This window comes from Cellulosimicrobium marinum (assembly GCF_020551945.1).
Taxonomy (GTDB): Bacteria; Actinomycetota; Actinomycetes; order Actinomycetales; family Cellulomonadaceae; genus Cellulosimicrobium; species Cellulosimicrobium marinum.
Window position 1 is genome coordinate 659,049 of sequence record NZ_JAJBZH010000002.1, and the last position, 15,128, is coordinate 674,176.

Genomic DNA, 15,128 nt, shown 5'->3' on the forward strand with positions numbered 1-15,128 from the left:
CCGACGGCCGGTCAGCCGTTCCCTCCGCCGCCGAGGTCACCCAGGTCGCCGAGGAAGTCCTCGAGCGTGCCACGCCCGCCGGCGTTGCCGCGGTCGCCACGGTCCCCGCGGTCCTCACCGTCGCCGCCGGAGTCACCGCCGCCGTCGCCGCCGGAGTCACCGTCGTCGCCGCCGCCGGAGTCACCGCCGCCACCGTCACCCGAGTCGCCGCCGTCGTCCGACGGGGGAGGAGGCGGCGGGGCGGGCGCGTTGACCTTGCCCCAGTCCGGCGCGCCGAAGTCCGCCGCCGGCTGACCCTCCAGGGCCCGGTCCATGTACGCCTTCCACGTCGGCGCCGCGAGCGTCGAACCGAACCACCAGCGCTCGAACTGCCCGTTGATGACCATGTCGCGCATCTCGACGTCGTTCTCGGCGTTCCCGATCCACACCGCGGTCGCGACCTGGGGGGTGTAGCCGATGAACCACGTGTGACGGTTGAGCTGGGAGGTGCCCGTCTTGCCGGCGCTCGTGCGGCCGTCGAGCTGGGCCGCGCGCCCGGAGCCCTGCGTCATGACCGACTGCAGGGCGTAGGTCACGGTGTTCGCGACCTCCGGGTCCAGCGCGTTCTTGTTGCAGCTCGCCTCCGGGACGGGCAGCTCCTCGCCGTCCGTGCTGACGATCTTGGTGATCGCGATCGGCTCGCAGTACGTGCCGCCGCTCGCGAACGTCGCGTACGCCGCCGCCATCTGCAGCGGCGAGGAGTTCTGGGTGCCGATGACCATCGACGGGACCATCTGCGCGCCCGTGTCCTGGTCCTTGAGCATCGACGGGCGGTACCCGATCGACTCCGCGGTCGACTTGATGTCGCACAGGCGCAGCTGGCTCTCCATGGACACGTACGCGGTGTTGATCGAGTTGTACGTGGCCTGCAGGACGCTGATCTGACCCTTGTCGTCGTTGCCGTCCGAGTTGCCCGGACGCCACGCCTCGGCCTCGTTGCGGACGTTCGCGCCGCAGAAGTCGAAGTCGGTGTTGTTCCACGAGCGGCTGTTCGCGTTGACGCTCTGGTACAGGCTCTTGCCGCTCTTGAGCCACTCCGCGAGGACGAACACCTTCCACGTCGACCCCGGCGAGAACCCGTTCGACGACCCGTGCGACTGGTCCACGCTGTAGTTGACGGCGGTCGTCCCCTTCGCGGGCTCCTCCGTGGCGTCGTAGGCGCGGTTCTGCGCCATCGCGAGGATCTTGCCCGTGCCGGGCTCGACCGACACGATCGCGTCCTCCAGCCCGGAGGGGTCGTCCGCCGGGACGGCAGCACGCGCCTCCTGCACCGCCGCCTTCTGCATCGCCGGGTCGAGCGTCGTGTAGATGTCGAGGCCACCACGGTAGAGCTGGGCCTTGCGGTCGTCCTCGGTCTCGCCGAACACCGGGTCGGAGATGAGCACCTTCGTCACGTAGTCGCAGAAGAACGCGGAGCCCTTCGCGGCCTGGCAGCCGACCTCGACCGGCTTGACCTTGAGCGTGTCGCCGATGGCCGTCGCGCGGCCCTGGTCGTACTCGTCCTTCGTGATGTAGCCCTGCTGGTACATCGTGTTGAGGACGATGTTGCGGCGCTTCTGCGACTCCTCCGGGTTGCGCGTCGGGTCGTACTTCGACGGTGCCTTCGTGATGCCGGCGATCGTCGCGGCCTCGACGGCGTTGAGGTCCTTCGCGCTCTTGCTGAAGTAGTGCTGCGCCGCGGTCTCCACGCCGTACAGCGACGACGCCCCGAACTGCGCGATGTTGAGGTACCCCTGGAGGATCTCCTCCTTGCTCATCCGCTTCTCGATGGAGATCGCGAGCTTCGCCTCGCGGGCCTTGCGGCCCAGGGTGTCCTCGCGGGCCTCCCAGATCCCCATCGTGTCGTCCTCGCGGACCGCCTGCTCGATCAGCACGTTCTTCACGTACTGCTGCGTCAGCGTCGACGCGCCCTGCGTGGGCAGGTCCATCATGTTGTTCACCACGGCGCGCGGGATGCCCTCGATGTCGACGCCACCGTGCTGCCAGAAGCGCTTGTCCTCGATCGCGATCACCGCGTTCTGCATGTACGGCGAGACCTCCTCGAGCGGGACGACGATGCGGTTCTCCGTGTAGAACGTCGCGAGCAGCGTCTTGCCGTCGTTCGCGTACACGCGCGACTGCTCGGCCAGCGGCCCCGGCTCGAGGTCGGCAGGCAGCTCGTCGAACACCTCGACCGCGCTCTCCGCGGCGGTGTTCGCGCCGGCGGCGAGGGGGACGAGCAGGCCCGCGGCGAGCACGCCGCCCACACCGGACACCAGCACGAACGCCAGGAGGAGGGCGATGAGCTGGTACGCGTTGATCTGACGACCGCGTGGACGGACAGGGGAAGCCATGGTGCCAACCCTACGGGAGCCCCCCCGGCGGGGCCCCGGGATGCCCGCCTGGGGCGGTGTGCGGGTTGTGTGAGCATCCCGAGGAAGCGCCCCGGCGGCTACGCTCACCCCATGGCTACCACCTGGGAGTACGCGACCATCCCCCTGATCATCCACAACACCAAGGCGGTCCTCGACCAGTGGGGCGCCGACGGCTGGGAGCTCGTCCAGGTCGTGACCGGCCCCGACGGCAACGGCCTCGTCGCCTACCTCAAGCGGCCCACCGGGGACAAGTAGTGGCCGACGGCGTCACGAACCCGCCCGGGGCCGTCGCCGCCCGCCTCGCGGGGCTCGGCCTGTCCCTCCCCGACGTCGCGGCCCCCGTCGCCGCCTACGTCCCCGCGGTGCGGACCGGCCGGTACGTCCATACCTCCGGGCAGCTCCCGTTCGTCGACGGCGCCCTGCCCGCGACCGGCAAGGTCGGCGAGGGCGACGGCCTCGTCCCGCCCGACGACGCCGCGGACCTCGCACGCGTCTGCGCCCTCAACGCCCTCGCCGCCGTGCACGCCCTCGTCGGGAACCTCGACCAGGTCGTCCGCGTCGTCAAGGTCGTGGGGTTCGTCGCCAGCGACCCCTCGTTCACGGGCCAGCCGGGCGTCGTCAACGGCGCCAGCACGCTCCTCGGGGACGTCTTCGGCGACGCCGGCGTGCACGCCCGCAGCGCCGTCGGCGTGGCGGTCCTGCCCCTCGACGCGCCGGTCGAGGTCGAGCTGGTCGTCGAGCTCGCGGAGTAGCGCCGCGGGTCGTGGTCCCGCGGTCGGTTCCCCGGTGGCGGGCCGCAAAGCGTGCGTCCGCGGGGTTCCCCGGTGGCGGCGGCGGGTCTTCCCTCCGGACCCTCGTCCCTCGGGTCCTCCCGCCAGACCCGCCACGACCCGCCGCCGCCACCGGTCCACCCCGCTCGCTCGTCGGGTCGCCTCCGGCAGGGGCCGAGCATGCGGTTGACGCCCGTTCGGGGGCTGATTCGGTCGCCAGCCGCATGGTCGGCGGGAGCTGATCGCATGGTCGGCGCGGAGGCCCGACGACGGGGCTCGCCGGGGCCGCCTTGCTCGCCCACCACTCGTGGTGGGCCGACGACCGGTGTCGGCCCGCGCCGTCGGGCACGACGGCATCACAGCACGGGGCATCACGGCACGACGGCACGACGGCACGACGATCTGACGACCTGCGCATGGTGAGACGGAGCCGGAGGGTGCGGGTGGGGGCGCCGCGTCGTGGCGGGTCTGGCGGGAGCGACGCGAGGCACGAGCGGCGCGGATGGAAGACGCGGCGCCCCCACCCGCACCCTCACCCACGGCCCAGGACCCTCCCCCGGGTGACTCAGCGCGCGCGGCGCTCCAGGCGGTCGAGGTCGAGGAGCACGACGGCGCGGCCCTCGCGGCGGACCCAGCCGCGGGTGGCGAAGTCGGCGAGCGCCTTGTTCACGGTCTCGCGCGACGCGCCGACGAGCTGGGCGAGCTCTTCCTGGGTGAGGTCGTGCGCCACGCGCACGCCCTCGTCCGTGTGCTCGCCGAAGCGCGTCGACAGGTCGAGCAGCGCCTTGGCGACGCGGCCGGGGACGTCGGAGAAGACGAGGTCGGCGAGCGTCTCGTTGGTGCGGCGCAGGCGGCGCGCGAGGGCGTTGAGCAGGTGCTTGGCGACGCTGGGGTGCTTCTCGATCCACTCGACGAGCTGGTCGTGGCCGAGCTCGTAGATGACGGAGTCGGCGACGGAGCTGGCGGTCGCGGTGCGCGGGCCCGGGTCGAACAGGGAGAGCTCGCCGAACATCTCGCCGGGGCCGAGGATCGACAGGAGGTTCTCGCGCCCGTCGTTGGAGCGGCGCCCGAGCTTGATCTTGCCGGTCGCGATCACGTAGAGGCGGTCGCCGGGCTCGCCCTCGCGGAACAGGACGTCACCGCGGGAGAGCTCGATCTGCTGCATCGACTCGAACAGGGTGCGCGTCTCGTCCGCGTCCATCGTCGCGAACAGGGGTGCGGAGAGCACAACGTCGTCGTCCACGCGGGGTCCTTCGTCTCGTCCTTCGCTGATCTTCCAGGGACGATTCTGCCCTACGGCCGCAACTCGGGTGTGGGTGGGCGGGGTTAGCGTGGGCTCGTGAACGCCGCGCAGACGTCGTCCGAGCAGGACCGTCCCTCGTCCGGGAGCCGTGGGGCGCGCGCCCCGGAGTCGCGTCTCGCCCTGGTGCGCCGGGCGCGTCGGACCAACCGGGAGCTCGCGCGCACGTACCCGGACGCGCACTGCGAGCTGGACTTCACGTCGCCGCTGGAGCTCCTGGTCGCGACGGTGCTCTCGGCCCAGACGACGGACAAGCGGGTCAACCTCACGACGCCCGCGCTCTTCGCGCGCTACCCCGACGCGGCGGCGTACGCGGGCGCGGACCGGGCCGAGCTGGAGGAGATCCTGCGGCCCACGGGCTTCTTCCGGGCGAAGGCGCAGTCCGTCATCGGGATCGGGCAGGCGCTCGTCGAGCGGTTCGACGGCGAGGTGCCCGGCCGCCTGGAGGACCTCGTGTCCCTGCCGGGCGTGGGTCGCAAGACGGCGAACGTGGTGCTCGGCAACGCGTTCGGGGTGCCGGGCCTCACGGTCGACACGCACTTCGGGCGTCTGGTACGGCGGCTGGGGTGGACCGCGGAGGAGGACCCGGTCAAGGTGGAGCAGGTCGTCGGCGGGCTGGTGGAGCGGTCGGAGTGGACGATGCTGTCCCACCGCCTGATCTTCCACGGGCGGCGCGTCTGCCACGCGCGCCGGCCCGCCTGCGGGGCGTGCACGGTGGCGCGCTGGTGCCCGTCGGCGGGGATCGGGGAGGTCGACCCGGTGAAGGCGGAGAAGCTCGTCAGGACGAGCTGATCCGGCCCAGCCAGTCGAGCAGGAGGTCCGTGACCTCGTCGGGCGCCTCCTCGGGCAGGAAGTGCCCGGCGTCGGGCAGCACCTCGAAGCGGTAGTCGCTCGCCAGGGCCGCGCCGTCGGCGTCGGCGAGCGCACGTCGCAGCAGCCCGTCCCGACCCCCGTGCACCTGGAGGGCGGGCACGGTGACGGGCCGCCGGAGCGCGGAGAGGAACCGGCGCCCGTCGGGCCGCGGCGTGGAGCGCACGGCCCACCGCAGCGACTCCATGGCCGTGTGCGCGGCGAACGGGATCCGCATCACGGTCCGGTAGGTGGCGGCGACGTCGTCGTCGAAGGGGGTGGCCGCGCCGTCGGTCAGCACCTGGTCGACGAGCCGCCCGGACAGCAGCGCGCGCTCCGGGAAGGTGGGCACCTGGAAGAAGGCGAGGTGGCGCCGTGCGACGGGGGTGAGGAGCTGCCGGGCGGACACGTGCATGCGCGCCGGGTGGGGTGCGGCGAGAGCGGCGACGCCCGCGGTCACGGCGGGCTGGAGCGCGGCCATCGCCCACGCGAGACTGCCGCCCGTCCCGTGCCCGACGACGACCGCGCGCCCGGCGCCGAGCGAGCGGATCACGCCGGCGATGTCGCGCGTGCGAGTGGGGGCGTCGTACCCGAGGGGCGGCTTGTCGGACGCGCCGACGCCGCGCACGTCGAGCGCGGCGACGCGGTATCCGGCCGCGGCGAGGGGCTCGACCTGGTGCCGCCACGCCCACCAGAACTGGGGGAACGAGTGGAGCAGGACCACGAGCGGGGGGCCGGGGTCGCGGACGCCGCGGTCGTGCGGGCCCGCGACCGCGACGTGGAAGCGTGCGCCGTTCGCCGGGACGAGCTCGTGGCGCCAGGGGCCGTCCGGCAGCGCGGACGTGAAGTCGGAGGGGTCGGCCGTCACCCGGTCGAACCTACCGGGGCGTCGGCGGTCCCGTCCCCACCGGCGCGGTCCGTGCGCTCCGCGGCGGCGTCGGGCGCGGGCCGGCGGTCCTTGGGCGGGTCGAACCGGTACCCGACGTTGCGCACCGTCCCGATGAGCTGCTCGTGCTCGGGGCCGAGCTTGGCACGCAGGCGACGCACGTGGACGTCGACCGTGCGCGTGCCGCCGTAGTAGTCGTACCCCCACACCTCCTGGAGGAGCTGGGCGCGGGTGAACACGCGACCGGGGTGCTGCACGAGGTACTTGAGGAGCTCGAACTCCTTGTAGGTGAGGTCGATGGGCCGACCGCGCAGGCGCGCGGTGTAGCCGCTCGCGTCGATCGCGAGCTCGCCCGCGGAGATCTCCTGGGGGGCGTCGTCGGAGGGGCCCTTCGCGGACCGCTCGACGACGAGGCGCAGGCGGGCCTCGACCTCCGCCGGGGTCGCGTTCTCGAGGAGTAGCTCGTCGGCGCCCCACTCGGCCGTCACCACGGTGAGCCCGCCCTCGGTGAGGACGAGCACGAGCGGCACGGACAGCCCGGTCGCGTGGAGGAGGCGGCAGGTCGTGCGGGCGGCGACGAGGTCGCGTCGCGCGTCGAGCAGCACGACGTCGGAGTCGGGCGCGTCGACCAGCGCGGACGGTTCCATGGGCAGGACCCGGATGCGGTGGGACAGCAGCCCGAGCGCCGGAAGGACCTCGACGGAACCCCCGGTCGCGGGGGTGAGGATCAGCAGGTCGGCCACTCGGGCACCTCCTTCCGCGGCACGGGCGCGCGGTGCGCCCGGCGGTGTCGTCTGTCCCGGTCGTGCGACTCCCGTGCCGCGCGGACGCGGCCCGTCCGGCGGCGGTTCGTCCTCGGCCCGTGGAGGGCCACCGTATCGCGCGACGGCGTGTCCTACGGTGTCGTCTCACCGTCGTGGCGCCCTCGGCTGCGGTCGCACGGCCGCCGTCTGCCACACTCTGAGGCGTGCTGGACGACTCGCCGACCCCGTCGACCCCCCGAGCGGGGTGCTGACCGCCCGTGGACCTCTCGACCCGTTCCGTCGTCACGGCGTGCCTCGCGGCAGGTGTCGCCGTCGCCGCGTTCTTCGGTCCGCTGCCGCTCGCGGCGGCGTCCGCGGCGCTGGCGCTGATCGTCGCGATCGGCTGGCCGCGCCTGCTCGACATCCCCGTCCACGGCGGGACGCGCATCGTCATCGGCCTCGCGGGCGTGGGCGCGGTGGCGGCGACCGCGGCGACCCGAGGCGAGCCGGCGCTGCGGCACCTGCCGGTCGTCCTCGCCCTGGCCGTGGTGCTCGCGTTCGTCGCCGAGCTGCTGCGCCGCGACGGGCGGCCCCGGCTCACGGAGTCGCTCATCGGGACGGTGAGCGGGATCGTCGTCGCGACGTCCTGCGCGGGCTGGATCGCGACGGGACGCACCGACGCGGGGGCGTCGCTCGTCGTGACGTGCGCGGTCGCGCTGGCTGTGGCGTCCGCCGTGTCGGCGCTGCCGTTCGCCGGATGGGTGAACGCGGGCCTCACGCTGGGCCTGGCCGTGGCGGCCGGTGGCGCCGTCGGGTACGTCATGCCGGACCTGGACGTGGTGAGCGGGGTGTGGTCGGGCGTCGTCGCGGGCCTGCTCGTCGCGTCGCTCCACGGCCTGTTCGACCGCCTCCCCGAGCTGCGCGGCCGTCTCGGCGCGTTCTCGGCGACCGCGCTGCCCGTCGCCGTGGGCGGCACCCTGATCTTCGTCGTGGGCCGGGTGATCGTCGGGTGAGCGGCGGTGCCGCGCCGGTCCTCGTGCTCGCCGCCGTCCTCGCACTCGCCGTCGCCCTGGGGGCCTGGTGGCGCCGGCGGCAGGGCGTCGTGCGTCCGGCTGCCCGACGGCGCCCGGCCGCCTCCCCGGCGCACGGAGCCCCCGGGGGAGCGGGCGTGGACTGGGCCGCGCACGGCGTGCGCCTCGGGCCGCACCGGACGTTCGTCCAGCTCTCCGCCGCGGTCTGCGCGCCCTGCCGGTCCACCGCCCGGGTGCTGGGGGACGTCGCGGCGCGGACGGACGGGGTCGTGCACCACGAGCTGGACGTCGACGACCACCTCGACCTCGTCCTCGACCTGGGAGTCCTGCGCACGCCGACCGTGCTCGTCCTCGACGGCGCGGGGCGCGAGACGGCCCGCGCGAGCGGGGCGATGACCCGCGCCCAGGCGCTCGACGCGCTCGCGGTGGGCGCCGTCGCCGCCGCCCGACCGATCGAGGAGCCGTCATGACCGTCCCCCGCCCCGCACACCCGGTCGCGCCCGTGCCGTCGCCGGGCATCGACCCGCGCGGTCCGCGGTTCGGCGCTGCTCTCACCGCGGTCCTGCTCGCGGTGACGATCCTGCTCTGGACGTCGACGGCGGGCCTCGTCCTCCTCGCGGTCGTGGCGGTGGGTTTCGCGCTCGGCACCGTGGGCGGTGCGGAGCGGACGTGGCAGGCCGCGGTGTACCGCGCCGTCGTGCTGCCGCGGATCGGGCCGACGGACGAGCGCGAGGACCCCGCGCCGCCCCGCTTCGCCCAGCTCGTGGGTCTCGTGATCACGGGGACCGGCGTGGTGCTGGGGCTCGTGGGGGCGACGGTGGCCGTGCCGGTGACCGCGGCCGTCGCGCTCGTCGCGGCCGTCCTCAACGCCGCGTTCGGCCTGTGCCTGGGCTGCGAGGCGTACCTCCTGCTGCGCCGGGTGCGCGCCGCTCAGTAGACGAGGGCCTGCGCACCCTCGCGCAGCGCCTCCTCGACGAACACGGCCGCCCCGGCGACCCGGGTGCCCGGCAGGACGTCGTCGGCGGTGATCCCCCGACGCGCCGCGCACTGGGTGCAGACGGTGAGCGTGCCCGCGGCGAGGACCGCCTCGAGCAGGTCGGGCAGGGGCGCGGCGTGCTCCAGCTCTAGCTCGGCGGCGCGGCCGGGCAGAGCGAACCACGCGGCCTCCCCGGTGAGCCACACGCTCACCTCGACGCCCGCGGCGAGCGCCGCGGCGGCGACGGTGAACGCCTGGTTGGCGGCCTCGGGGCGGTCGAGCCCCGACGTCGCCTTGACGACGAGCGAGCGGGTGGCGGCGGGAGTGGTCACGGCGCCGAGCGTAGCCCCACGGGTCGGCCGGTAGGATCGGCCCCATGAGCCCGCACACCCTCGAGCTGATCTTCCTCGGCCTCCTCATCGCGGCGACGATCACCATCACGTGGTTCGCCGGGTACGTCGTCTACAAGCTGTACAAGGGTCAGCGCTGACCATGGCGTTCGAGTTCCCCGAGGGCCTGGCGCCCGAGGTGTACCCGCTGGCCTGGCTCGTCGGATCCTGGCGCGGCGAGGGCGTCGTCAAGTACCCGGGCGTCGACGAGACGCCGTTCGTGCAGGACGTCGTGTTCGACCACGACGGCGGCCCGTACCTGCGGTACGAGTCCACCCTGCGCGTGCTGGAGGCGGAGGTCCCCGCCACGGTCCCCGACGAGGGGGAGTGGCCCGAGCGGGCGCCCGACGCGCTCGACGCGGCCGCCCAGGACGGGACGGTCTGGTCCACCGAGACCGGCTACTGGCGCGTCTCGACCGACCGTCCCGAGGGCCTGGGCGACGACAAGCACCCGCTGGAGGTGCTGCTCGCCGACCCGTCCGGGCGCGTCTCGGTGTACCTCGGAGCGGTCGGCAACGGCCGGGTCGACCTCGCGAGCGACCTCATCGCCCGCACGGGGACGGCCGCGGAGATCAGCGCGTCCAAGCGTCTCTTCGGCCTCGTCGAGGGCAAGCTGCTGTGGGTGTGGGAATTGGCGGCCTTCGGCGAGCCGTTGCAGTCGTACGCGTCCGCGAAGCTGAGCCGCCGCCCGGCGGGCTGACCGCGGCCGCGCCCGGACGGGCGACGACGGAGGAGGACCCCCAGTGACGACCGGATACACCAGCCCCCTGCTGCAGCGGCACGGCGCCGTCGCCGCCACCGGCCCCGACGAGGGCGTGGCGTGGCACTACGGCGACCCCACGGGGGAGCAGCGCGCGCTGCAGACCGGGGGTGCCGTCGTCGACCAGTCGCACCTGGGCGTGGTGCGCGTGAGCGGTCCGGACCGCCTGGGCTGGTTGCACTCGATCACGTCCCAGGACGTGCAGGGCCTCGCGCCGCGCACGTCCACGGAGCTGCTCGTGCTGTCCCCGCAGGGCCACGTCGAGCACGCGGCGGCCGTCGTGGACGACGGCGAGGCGACGTGGCTCGTCACCGAGCGGTCCCACACCGCGGACCTCGCGGCGTGGCTCGACCGCATGAAGTTCATGCTGCGCGTGGACATCGCCGACGTCACGGACGAGTACGCGGCGCTCGGGGAGCCCGTCGACGCGGAGGGCGCCGAGGGCGAGCCGGTGACGTGGCGCGACCCGTGGCCGCGCGTGACCGGCGGCGGCACGCGGTACGGCCCCCCGGAGGAGGACCACCCCGGCCGTGAGCGGCCGTGGCGCCTCGTGCTCGTGCCCCGGGCCGACCTGGCCGACGCCGTCGCCGCGCGCGAGGCCGCCGGCTGGCGCCTCGTGGGAACGTGGGCGAGCGAGGCTCTGCGCGTCGAGGCGTGGCGCCCCCGCCTCGCCACCGAGGCCGACCACCGCGCGATCCCGCACGAGACCGACTGGCTGCGCACCGCCGTGCACCTGCACAAGGGCTGCTACCGCGGGCAGGAGACGATCGCGCGCGTCCACAACCTCGGTCGCCCGCCGCGGCGGGTCGTCATGCTGCACCTCGACGGCTCCGGGCACCTGCTCCCCGTCGCCGGGGCGGAGGTGACGCTCGACGGGCGCGCCGTCGGCACCGTGACGACCGTCGCCCGCCACCACGAGCTCGGGCCGGTCGCGCTCGCCGTCGTCAAGCGCAGCGTCCCCGAGGACGCCGTGCTGATGGTCGACTGCGACGGCGGGGCCGTCACCGCCGGGCAGGAGGTCGTCGTGCCGGGCGAGGGCGTCTCGGTGGACCGGCCTGCCGCCCGCGGACCCGTCGCGCGGGGGATCACGCCGCGGGGTGAGGCCGCGCCGTCGAGCATGCTGTGACCGACGCCGGCGACCGGCCGGGTGCCGCGGACCTCGCGCGCACCGCCTGGCGGCGCCGGGTCCTGCGGGCGCGCCTGCGCCAGGGGGCCTCCCGCGTGCGCGTCGCGTTCTGGCCGATCCTCCAGGCGTCGGCCGCCGCCGGGCTGGCGTACGGCGTCGCACGGTACGGGCTCGGCCACCCCACCCCGTTCTTCGCCCCGGTCGCCGCGTGGATCTGCCTGGGGTTCAGCCAGGACCGCCAGCTGCGGCGCGTCGTCGAGGTGGCGGTGGGCGTCGCGATCGGCGTCGGCCTGGGCGACCTCGTGGTGCACGTCATCGGCTCGGGCTGGTGGCAGGTCGCGGTGGTCCTCGCGGCGTCGGCGCTCGCGGCGCGGTTCATCGACCGGGGCGCGATGCTCACCACGCAGGCGGGGGTCCAGGCCATCGTCATCGTCGGGCTCCCGGCGGCGCAGGCGGGCGGGCCGCTCGGCCGGTGGACCGACGCGCTGGTGGGCGGTGCCGTCGCGCTCTTGGCCGCGGCGCTCACGCCCGGCGACCCGCGCCGCCGGCCCCGGCACCTCGGGGCCGAGGCGACGACCGAGCTGGCCCGGACGCTGGAGATCCTGTCCCGCGGCCTGCGGGCCCGCGACCGCGGGGACCTCGACGCGGCGCTCGTCACGGGGCGGGCGTCGGAGGGCGCGATCGAGGAGTGGAAGGCCGCGGCGTCGTCCGCGCGCGAGCTCGCCCGGGTGTCCGCGACGGGTCGGCGCCACCGGGACGAGCTCGGTGCGATGGAACGCCAGGCGGTGCTGCTGGACCGGGCGATGCGCAGCGTGCGGGTGCTGGCCCGGCGCGCCGGGCCCGTCGCGGGCGGTCACGAGGAACGGGACCTGGACCCCGTCGCGGACCTCGTCGGCCACTTCGGGGCGGGGACGCGCGTGCTCGCCGAGGCGATCGCGGCGGGCCGCGACCCGGCCGTCGCGCGCGAGCTGCTCGTCGAGGTGGCCCGGGGCGCCGACCCGCACGTCGTGGGGTCGGGCGACTGGCAGGTGCAGTCCCTCGTCATGCTGCTGCGGTCGCCCCTCGTCGACGCGCTGGAGGCGGCCGGCGCGACCCCCGAGGAGGCGCGGGACGCCCTGCCCGGCCTGTGAGCCCGGACCGGGCCTGCGCGCTCCGGTTCACGGCCCCGGTTCAGCCTGCGCGGTGCCGCCCCCGGCCGGGTACGGTCGGGGGATGGAGGTCCCCGTCAGCGCGTTCCGCGCCGAGCTGAAGTCGTGGATCGAGCGGGCGCGGGCGGGGGAGGACGTCGTCGTGACGGAGCGCGGCGTCCCCGTCGCCCGGCTCACCGGCGTCGCGACCGCGGACCTCGTCACCGAGCTGACGCGCGACGGCCTCCTCACGCCCCCGACGGCGGAGCGCCCCGCCCACGCGCTGCCCGTGCCCGACGCCGCCCCCGCGGCCCGCGCACCCGGCCCGCCCGTGCGGGGCACCCGCCCGTCCGGGGTCGCCGCCCTCGTGCGGCGCATCCGCCGCTGAGGCGACCGTGGCCCTCGTCTACTTCGACGCGAGCGCCCTCGTGAAGCTCTGCGTCCCCGAGGCCGGGACCGACCTCGCCGGCCGGCTGTGGGACGGGGCCGACGTCGTCGTCACGAGCCGGCTCACCGACACCGAGCTGCGGGCGGCCCTCGCTGCGGGCGAGCGCGCCGGCGTGCTCGGACCCGCCGCGCACGACGCCGCGCTGCGCCGGTGGCAGGTGCTGTGGCCCGCGCTGCACGTGGTCGAGGTGACCGGGGCGGTCGCCGCGCGAGCCTCTGCCCTGCTCGGCGGTTCGGCGTCGCCCGGGACGGGCGACGGACTCGTCCTGCGCAGCAACGACGCCCTGCACGTGGCGAGCGCGCTCGCCGTCGCGCACGACGACACGCTCGTCGCGGCGTGGGACCCGTTCGTCGCCGCGGCCTCCCGGGGTCAGGGGCTGCGGGTCGTGCCGTAGGGCGTGACCTGCCGCGGACGGAGCGGCCGGGCGGGGGGGTGGCGTGGTGTCGCGCGGCCGGTGCAGAACGTAGGCTCGGGACGTGTTCGGAATCGTCGGGTCCCTCCAGTGGATCATCTTCCTGCTGCTCACCCTCGTGGTGTTCGGCGTCCAGCTCTTTGCCCTCGTGGACGCGCTGCGCCGTCCGGCGAGCGCGTTCACCGCGGAGGGCAAGCTGACCAAGCCGATCTGGCTCGCGATCCTCGGTGCGGCGGCCGTGCTCGGCTTCCTGTCCCTCCCGCTCGGCGGTCCGAACCTCGGGTTCCTCGGGCTCATCGCGGTGGTCGCGGCGATCGTCTACCTCGTGGACGTGCGCCCGCGCCTCCAGCCGTACGGCAACGGCCGCCGCGGCGGTTCGGGCGGCGGTCGCCCGTCCGGCTGGTGACGCTCCGGGACGTGGCGGGCGGCGCCGTGCCGCTCGCCGAGGTGGTGCGGGGCGACCTCGTGGAGTCCGTGCACCTGGGCCACCTGGTGCTGCTCGACGGCGTGCGGGGTGCCGACGACCCCCTGCTCGTGCTCGGCGACGCGGACGCGGTGGTCTGGCCCCGGTCGAGCGTCAAGCCGTTCCAGGCCGTGGCCATGCTCCGCAACGGTCTCGACCTGCCCGCGCGTCTGCTCGCTCTCGCGGCCGCCAGCCACGACGGGCGCCCGGAGCACGTCGCCGGGACGCAGGAGATCCTCGCGCGCGCGGGCCTGGACGCGTCGGCGCTGCGCAACACCCCCGACATGCCGCTGCACGGCGCCACGGCCCTCGCGTGGCAGGCGGAGCACGGCGGTCCCTCGTCGCTCACCCAGAACTGCTCGGGCAAGCACGCGGCGATGCTCGCGACGTGCGTCGCCGCGGGCTGGGACACCCGGACGTACCTCGACCCCGCCCACCCCCTCCAGGTCGCCGTGCGGGAGGCCGTGGCGGAGCTCACGGGCGTGCCCGTGGAGCACGCGACCGTCGACGGGTGCGGCGCACCCCTGTTCTCGACGACGCCCCGCGGCCTGGCGCGCGGCGTCGCCCGGCTCGCCGCCGCGCCGTCGCGCACGCCCGGCTCGCCCGAGGCGGCGGTGGCAGGGGCGATGTCCTCCTTCCCCTGGATGGTCGCCGGTCCCGAGCGCGACGCGACGCGCGCGATGCGCGCCGTGCCGGGGCTGGTCGCCAAGGACGGCGCGGACGGCGTCTACGTGGCGGGCCTGCCCGACGGCGGGGCGCTCGCCCTCAAGGTGCTCGACGGCGCGTCCCGTCCCCGGCCCGCGCTGCTGGCGGCGGCGCTGCGACGTCTCGGCGCGGCGGCCGTCCCCGGGGCGGACGTCGACGCCCTCGACGCGCTCGGCGCCGTGCCCGTGCTCGGCGGCGGGCACCCGGTGGGTGCCGTGCGCGTCGTCGAGGCGCTCGCCGGACCGCGGAGGGAACCCTCGTGAGGGCGGTGCTGCAGCGTGTGGTGCGCGCGAGCGTCACCGTCGTGCGGGACGACGGCACCCGGGACGTCGTCGGCTCGATCGACCGGCCCGGCATCGTCGCGCTCGTCGGTGCGACCCACGACGACGGCCCCGCGCAGGTGGAGACCGTCGCGCGCAAGATCGCCGAGCTGCGCATCCTCGACGGCGAGCGCTCCGTGAGCGACACCGGTGCGCCGGTGCTCGTCGTCAGCCAGTTCACGCTCTACGCCGACGTCCGCAAGGGCCGCCGCCCGTCCTGGAACGGGGCGGCACCGGGCGACGTCGCGAGGCCCCTCGTCGACGCCGTCGTCCAGACGCTGCGGGCCCGCGGCGTCGAGGTCGCGACGGGGGAGTTCGGCGCGCACATGGAGGTCGCGCTCGTCGGTGACGGTCCCGTGACGATCCTCGTCGAGGTCTGAGAGGAACCGCCCGCGGCGGCGCGAGGAGGGCGGAACGTCCGTAGTGTCTG

Annotated in this window: 19 protein-coding genes; 14 read left to right on the forward strand and 5 right to left on the reverse strand. The window is 75.2% G+C overall.

Annotation, left to right across the window (positions count from 1 at the left end; translation table 11 throughout):
- Positions 1-11: 11 nt before the first annotated feature.
- Complete coding sequence (locus LGQ04_RS06890; protein ID WP_229242938.1) at positions 12-2,372, reverse strand: transglycosylase domain-containing protein; 2,361 nt, start codon at positions 2,370-2,372, stop codon at positions 12-14.
- Between the two features lie 111 nt (positions 2,373-2,483).
- On the opposite strand from LGQ04_RS06890, the gene sp36 reads away from it, so the two are divergent.
- Together sp36 and LGQ04_RS06900 are read left to right on the forward strand one after the other, a co-directional pair.
- On the forward strand, positions 2,484-2,648 hold the full coding sequence (gene sp36 / locus LGQ04_RS06895; protein ID WP_229242939.1) for a Sp36 family protein: 165 nt from the start codon (positions 2,484-2,486) through the stop codon (positions 2,646-2,648).
- A complete protein-coding gene (locus tag LGQ04_RS06900; RefSeq protein ID WP_229242940.1) occupies positions 2,648-3,145 on the forward strand; it encodes a RidA family protein in 498 nt (165 codons plus the stop codon). The genes sp36 and LGQ04_RS06900 overlap by 1 nt, the downstream gene beginning before the upstream one ends.
- A gap of 583 nt (positions 3,146-3,728) precedes the next feature.
- Here the strand turns inward: LGQ04_RS06900 and LGQ04_RS06905 are convergent.
- On the reverse strand, positions 3,729-4,406 hold the full coding sequence (locus LGQ04_RS06905; RefSeq protein ID WP_308016363.1) for a Crp/Fnr family transcriptional regulator: 678 nt from the start codon (positions 4,404-4,406) through the stop codon (positions 3,729-3,731).
- Positions 4,407-4,586: 180 nt separating this feature from the next.
- On the opposite strand from LGQ04_RS06905, the gene nth reads away from it, so the two are divergent.
- Positions 4,587-5,255, forward strand: a complete 669-nt coding sequence (gene nth / locus LGQ04_RS06910) for an endonuclease III (RefSeq protein WP_229243039.1) — start codon at positions 4,587-4,589, stop codon at positions 5,253-5,255.
- Here the strand turns inward: nth and LGQ04_RS06915 are convergent.
- Positions 5,242-6,180, reverse strand: a complete 939-nt coding sequence (locus tag LGQ04_RS06915; protein WP_229242941.1) for an alpha/beta fold hydrolase — start codon at positions 6,178-6,180, stop codon at positions 5,242-5,244. The two genes, nth and LGQ04_RS06915, sit on opposite strands and share 14 nt — an antisense overlap.
- Complete coding sequence (locus LGQ04_RS06920; RefSeq protein WP_229242942.1) at positions 6,177-6,941, reverse strand: winged helix-turn-helix transcriptional regulator; 765 nt, start codon at positions 6,939-6,941, stop codon at positions 6,177-6,179. Before LGQ04_RS06920 ends, LGQ04_RS06915 begins: the two co-directional genes overlap by 4 nt.
- Before the next feature lie 278 nt (positions 6,942-7,219).
- On the opposite strand from LGQ04_RS06920, the gene LGQ04_RS06925 reads away from it, so the two are divergent.
- The 3 genes from LGQ04_RS06925 to LGQ04_RS06935 are packed head-to-tail and all read left to right on the forward strand — an operon-like array spanning position 7,220 to position 8,909.
- Entirely contained in the window at positions 7,220-7,954 is a 735-nt protein-coding gene (locus LGQ04_RS06925) for a hypothetical protein (RefSeq protein ID WP_229242943.1), read from the forward strand.
- A complete protein-coding gene (locus LGQ04_RS06930; protein WP_229242944.1) occupies positions 7,951-8,442 on the forward strand; it encodes a thioredoxin domain-containing protein in 492 nt (163 codons plus the stop codon). Before LGQ04_RS06925 ends, LGQ04_RS06930 begins: the two co-directional genes overlap by 4 nt.
- A complete protein-coding gene (locus tag LGQ04_RS06935) occupies positions 8,439-8,909 on the forward strand; it encodes a DUF4395 domain-containing protein (protein WP_229242945.1) in 471 nt (156 codons plus the stop codon). Before LGQ04_RS06930 ends, LGQ04_RS06935 begins: the two co-directional genes overlap by 4 nt.
- Here LGQ04_RS06935 and LGQ04_RS06940 read toward each other — a convergent pair.
- A complete protein-coding gene (locus LGQ04_RS06940) occupies positions 8,903-9,280 on the reverse strand; it encodes a DsrE family protein (protein ID WP_229242946.1) in 378 nt (125 codons plus the stop codon). The genes LGQ04_RS06935 and LGQ04_RS06940 overlap by 7 nt on opposite strands.
- A gap of 160 nt (positions 9,281-9,440) precedes the next feature.
- On the opposite strand from LGQ04_RS06940, the gene LGQ04_RS06945 reads away from it, so the two are divergent.
- The 8 genes from LGQ04_RS06945 (at position 9,441) to dtd (ending at position 15,078) form a co-directional block, all read left to right on the forward strand.
- On the forward strand, positions 9,441-10,037 hold the full coding sequence (locus LGQ04_RS06945; protein WP_229242947.1) for a heme-binding beta-barrel domain-containing protein: 597 nt from the start codon (positions 9,441-9,443) through the stop codon (positions 10,035-10,037).
- 43 nt (positions 10,038-10,080) lie between these two features.
- The gene (ygfZ, locus tag LGQ04_RS06950; RefSeq protein ID WP_229242948.1) at positions 10,081-11,223 is read left to right on the forward strand and encodes a CAF17-like 4Fe-4S cluster assembly/insertion protein YgfZ; all 1,143 of its coding nucleotides are present in this window, start codon (positions 10,081-10,083) and stop codon (positions 11,221-11,223) included.
- A complete protein-coding gene (locus LGQ04_RS06955) occupies positions 11,220-12,353 on the forward strand; it encodes an FUSC family protein (RefSeq protein WP_229242949.1) in 1,134 nt (377 codons plus the stop codon). The genes ygfZ and LGQ04_RS06955 overlap by 4 nt, the downstream gene beginning before the upstream one ends.
- Positions 12,354-12,435: 82 nt before the next feature.
- On the forward strand, positions 12,436-12,738 hold the full coding sequence (locus LGQ04_RS06960; RefSeq protein ID WP_229242950.1) for a type II toxin-antitoxin system Phd/YefM family antitoxin: 303 nt from the start codon (positions 12,436-12,438) through the stop codon (positions 12,736-12,738).
- 7 nt (positions 12,739-12,745) lie between these two features.
- Positions 12,746-13,192 carry a type II toxin-antitoxin system VapC family toxin gene (locus LGQ04_RS06965; RefSeq protein ID WP_229242951.1) on the forward strand — a complete coding sequence of 149 codons (447 nt, stop codon included), beginning with the start codon at positions 12,746-12,748 and terminating at the stop codon, positions 13,190-13,192.
- Between the two features lie 82 nt (positions 13,193-13,274).
- Complete coding sequence (locus LGQ04_RS06970) at positions 13,275-13,616, forward strand: DUF2516 family protein (RefSeq protein WP_308016364.1); 342 nt, start codon at positions 13,275-13,277, stop codon at positions 13,614-13,616.
- Entirely contained in the window at positions 13,613-14,641 is a 1,029-nt protein-coding gene (locus LGQ04_RS06975) for an asparaginase (RefSeq protein WP_229242952.1), read from the forward strand. The genes LGQ04_RS06970 and LGQ04_RS06975 overlap by 4 nt, the downstream gene beginning before the upstream one ends.
- Positions 14,638-15,078 (forward strand): D-aminoacyl-tRNA deacylase, encoded by a 441-nt coding sequence (gene dtd / locus LGQ04_RS06980; protein ID WP_229242953.1) that lies wholly within the window; start codon positions 14,638-14,640, stop codon positions 15,076-15,078. The genes LGQ04_RS06975 and dtd overlap by 4 nt, the downstream gene beginning before the upstream one ends.
- Positions 15,079-15,128 lie beyond the last annotated feature (50 nt).

Excerpts from the sequence above, each read along its gene's own strand:
- LGQ04_RS06960 (WP_229242950.1), top strand. The coding sequence starts at position 12,436 with ATGGAGGTCCCCGTCAGCGCGTTCCGCGCCGAGCTGAAGTCGTGGATC.
- sp36 (WP_229242939.1), top strand. The coding sequence starts at position 2,484 with ATGGCTACCACCTGGGAGTACGCGACCATCCCCCTGATCATCCACAAC.
- LGQ04_RS06945 (WP_229242947.1), top strand. The coding sequence starts at position 9,441 with ATGGCGTTCGAGTTCCCCGAGGGCCTGGCGCCCGAGGTGTACCCGCTG.
- LGQ04_RS06935 (WP_229242945.1), top strand. The coding sequence starts at position 8,439 with ATGACCGTCCCCCGCCCCGCACACCCGGTCGCGCCCGTGCCGTCGCCG.
- LGQ04_RS06890 (WP_229242938.1), bottom strand. The coding sequence starts at position 2,372 with ATGGCTTCCCCTGTCCGTCCACGCGGTCGTCAGATCAACGCGTACCAG.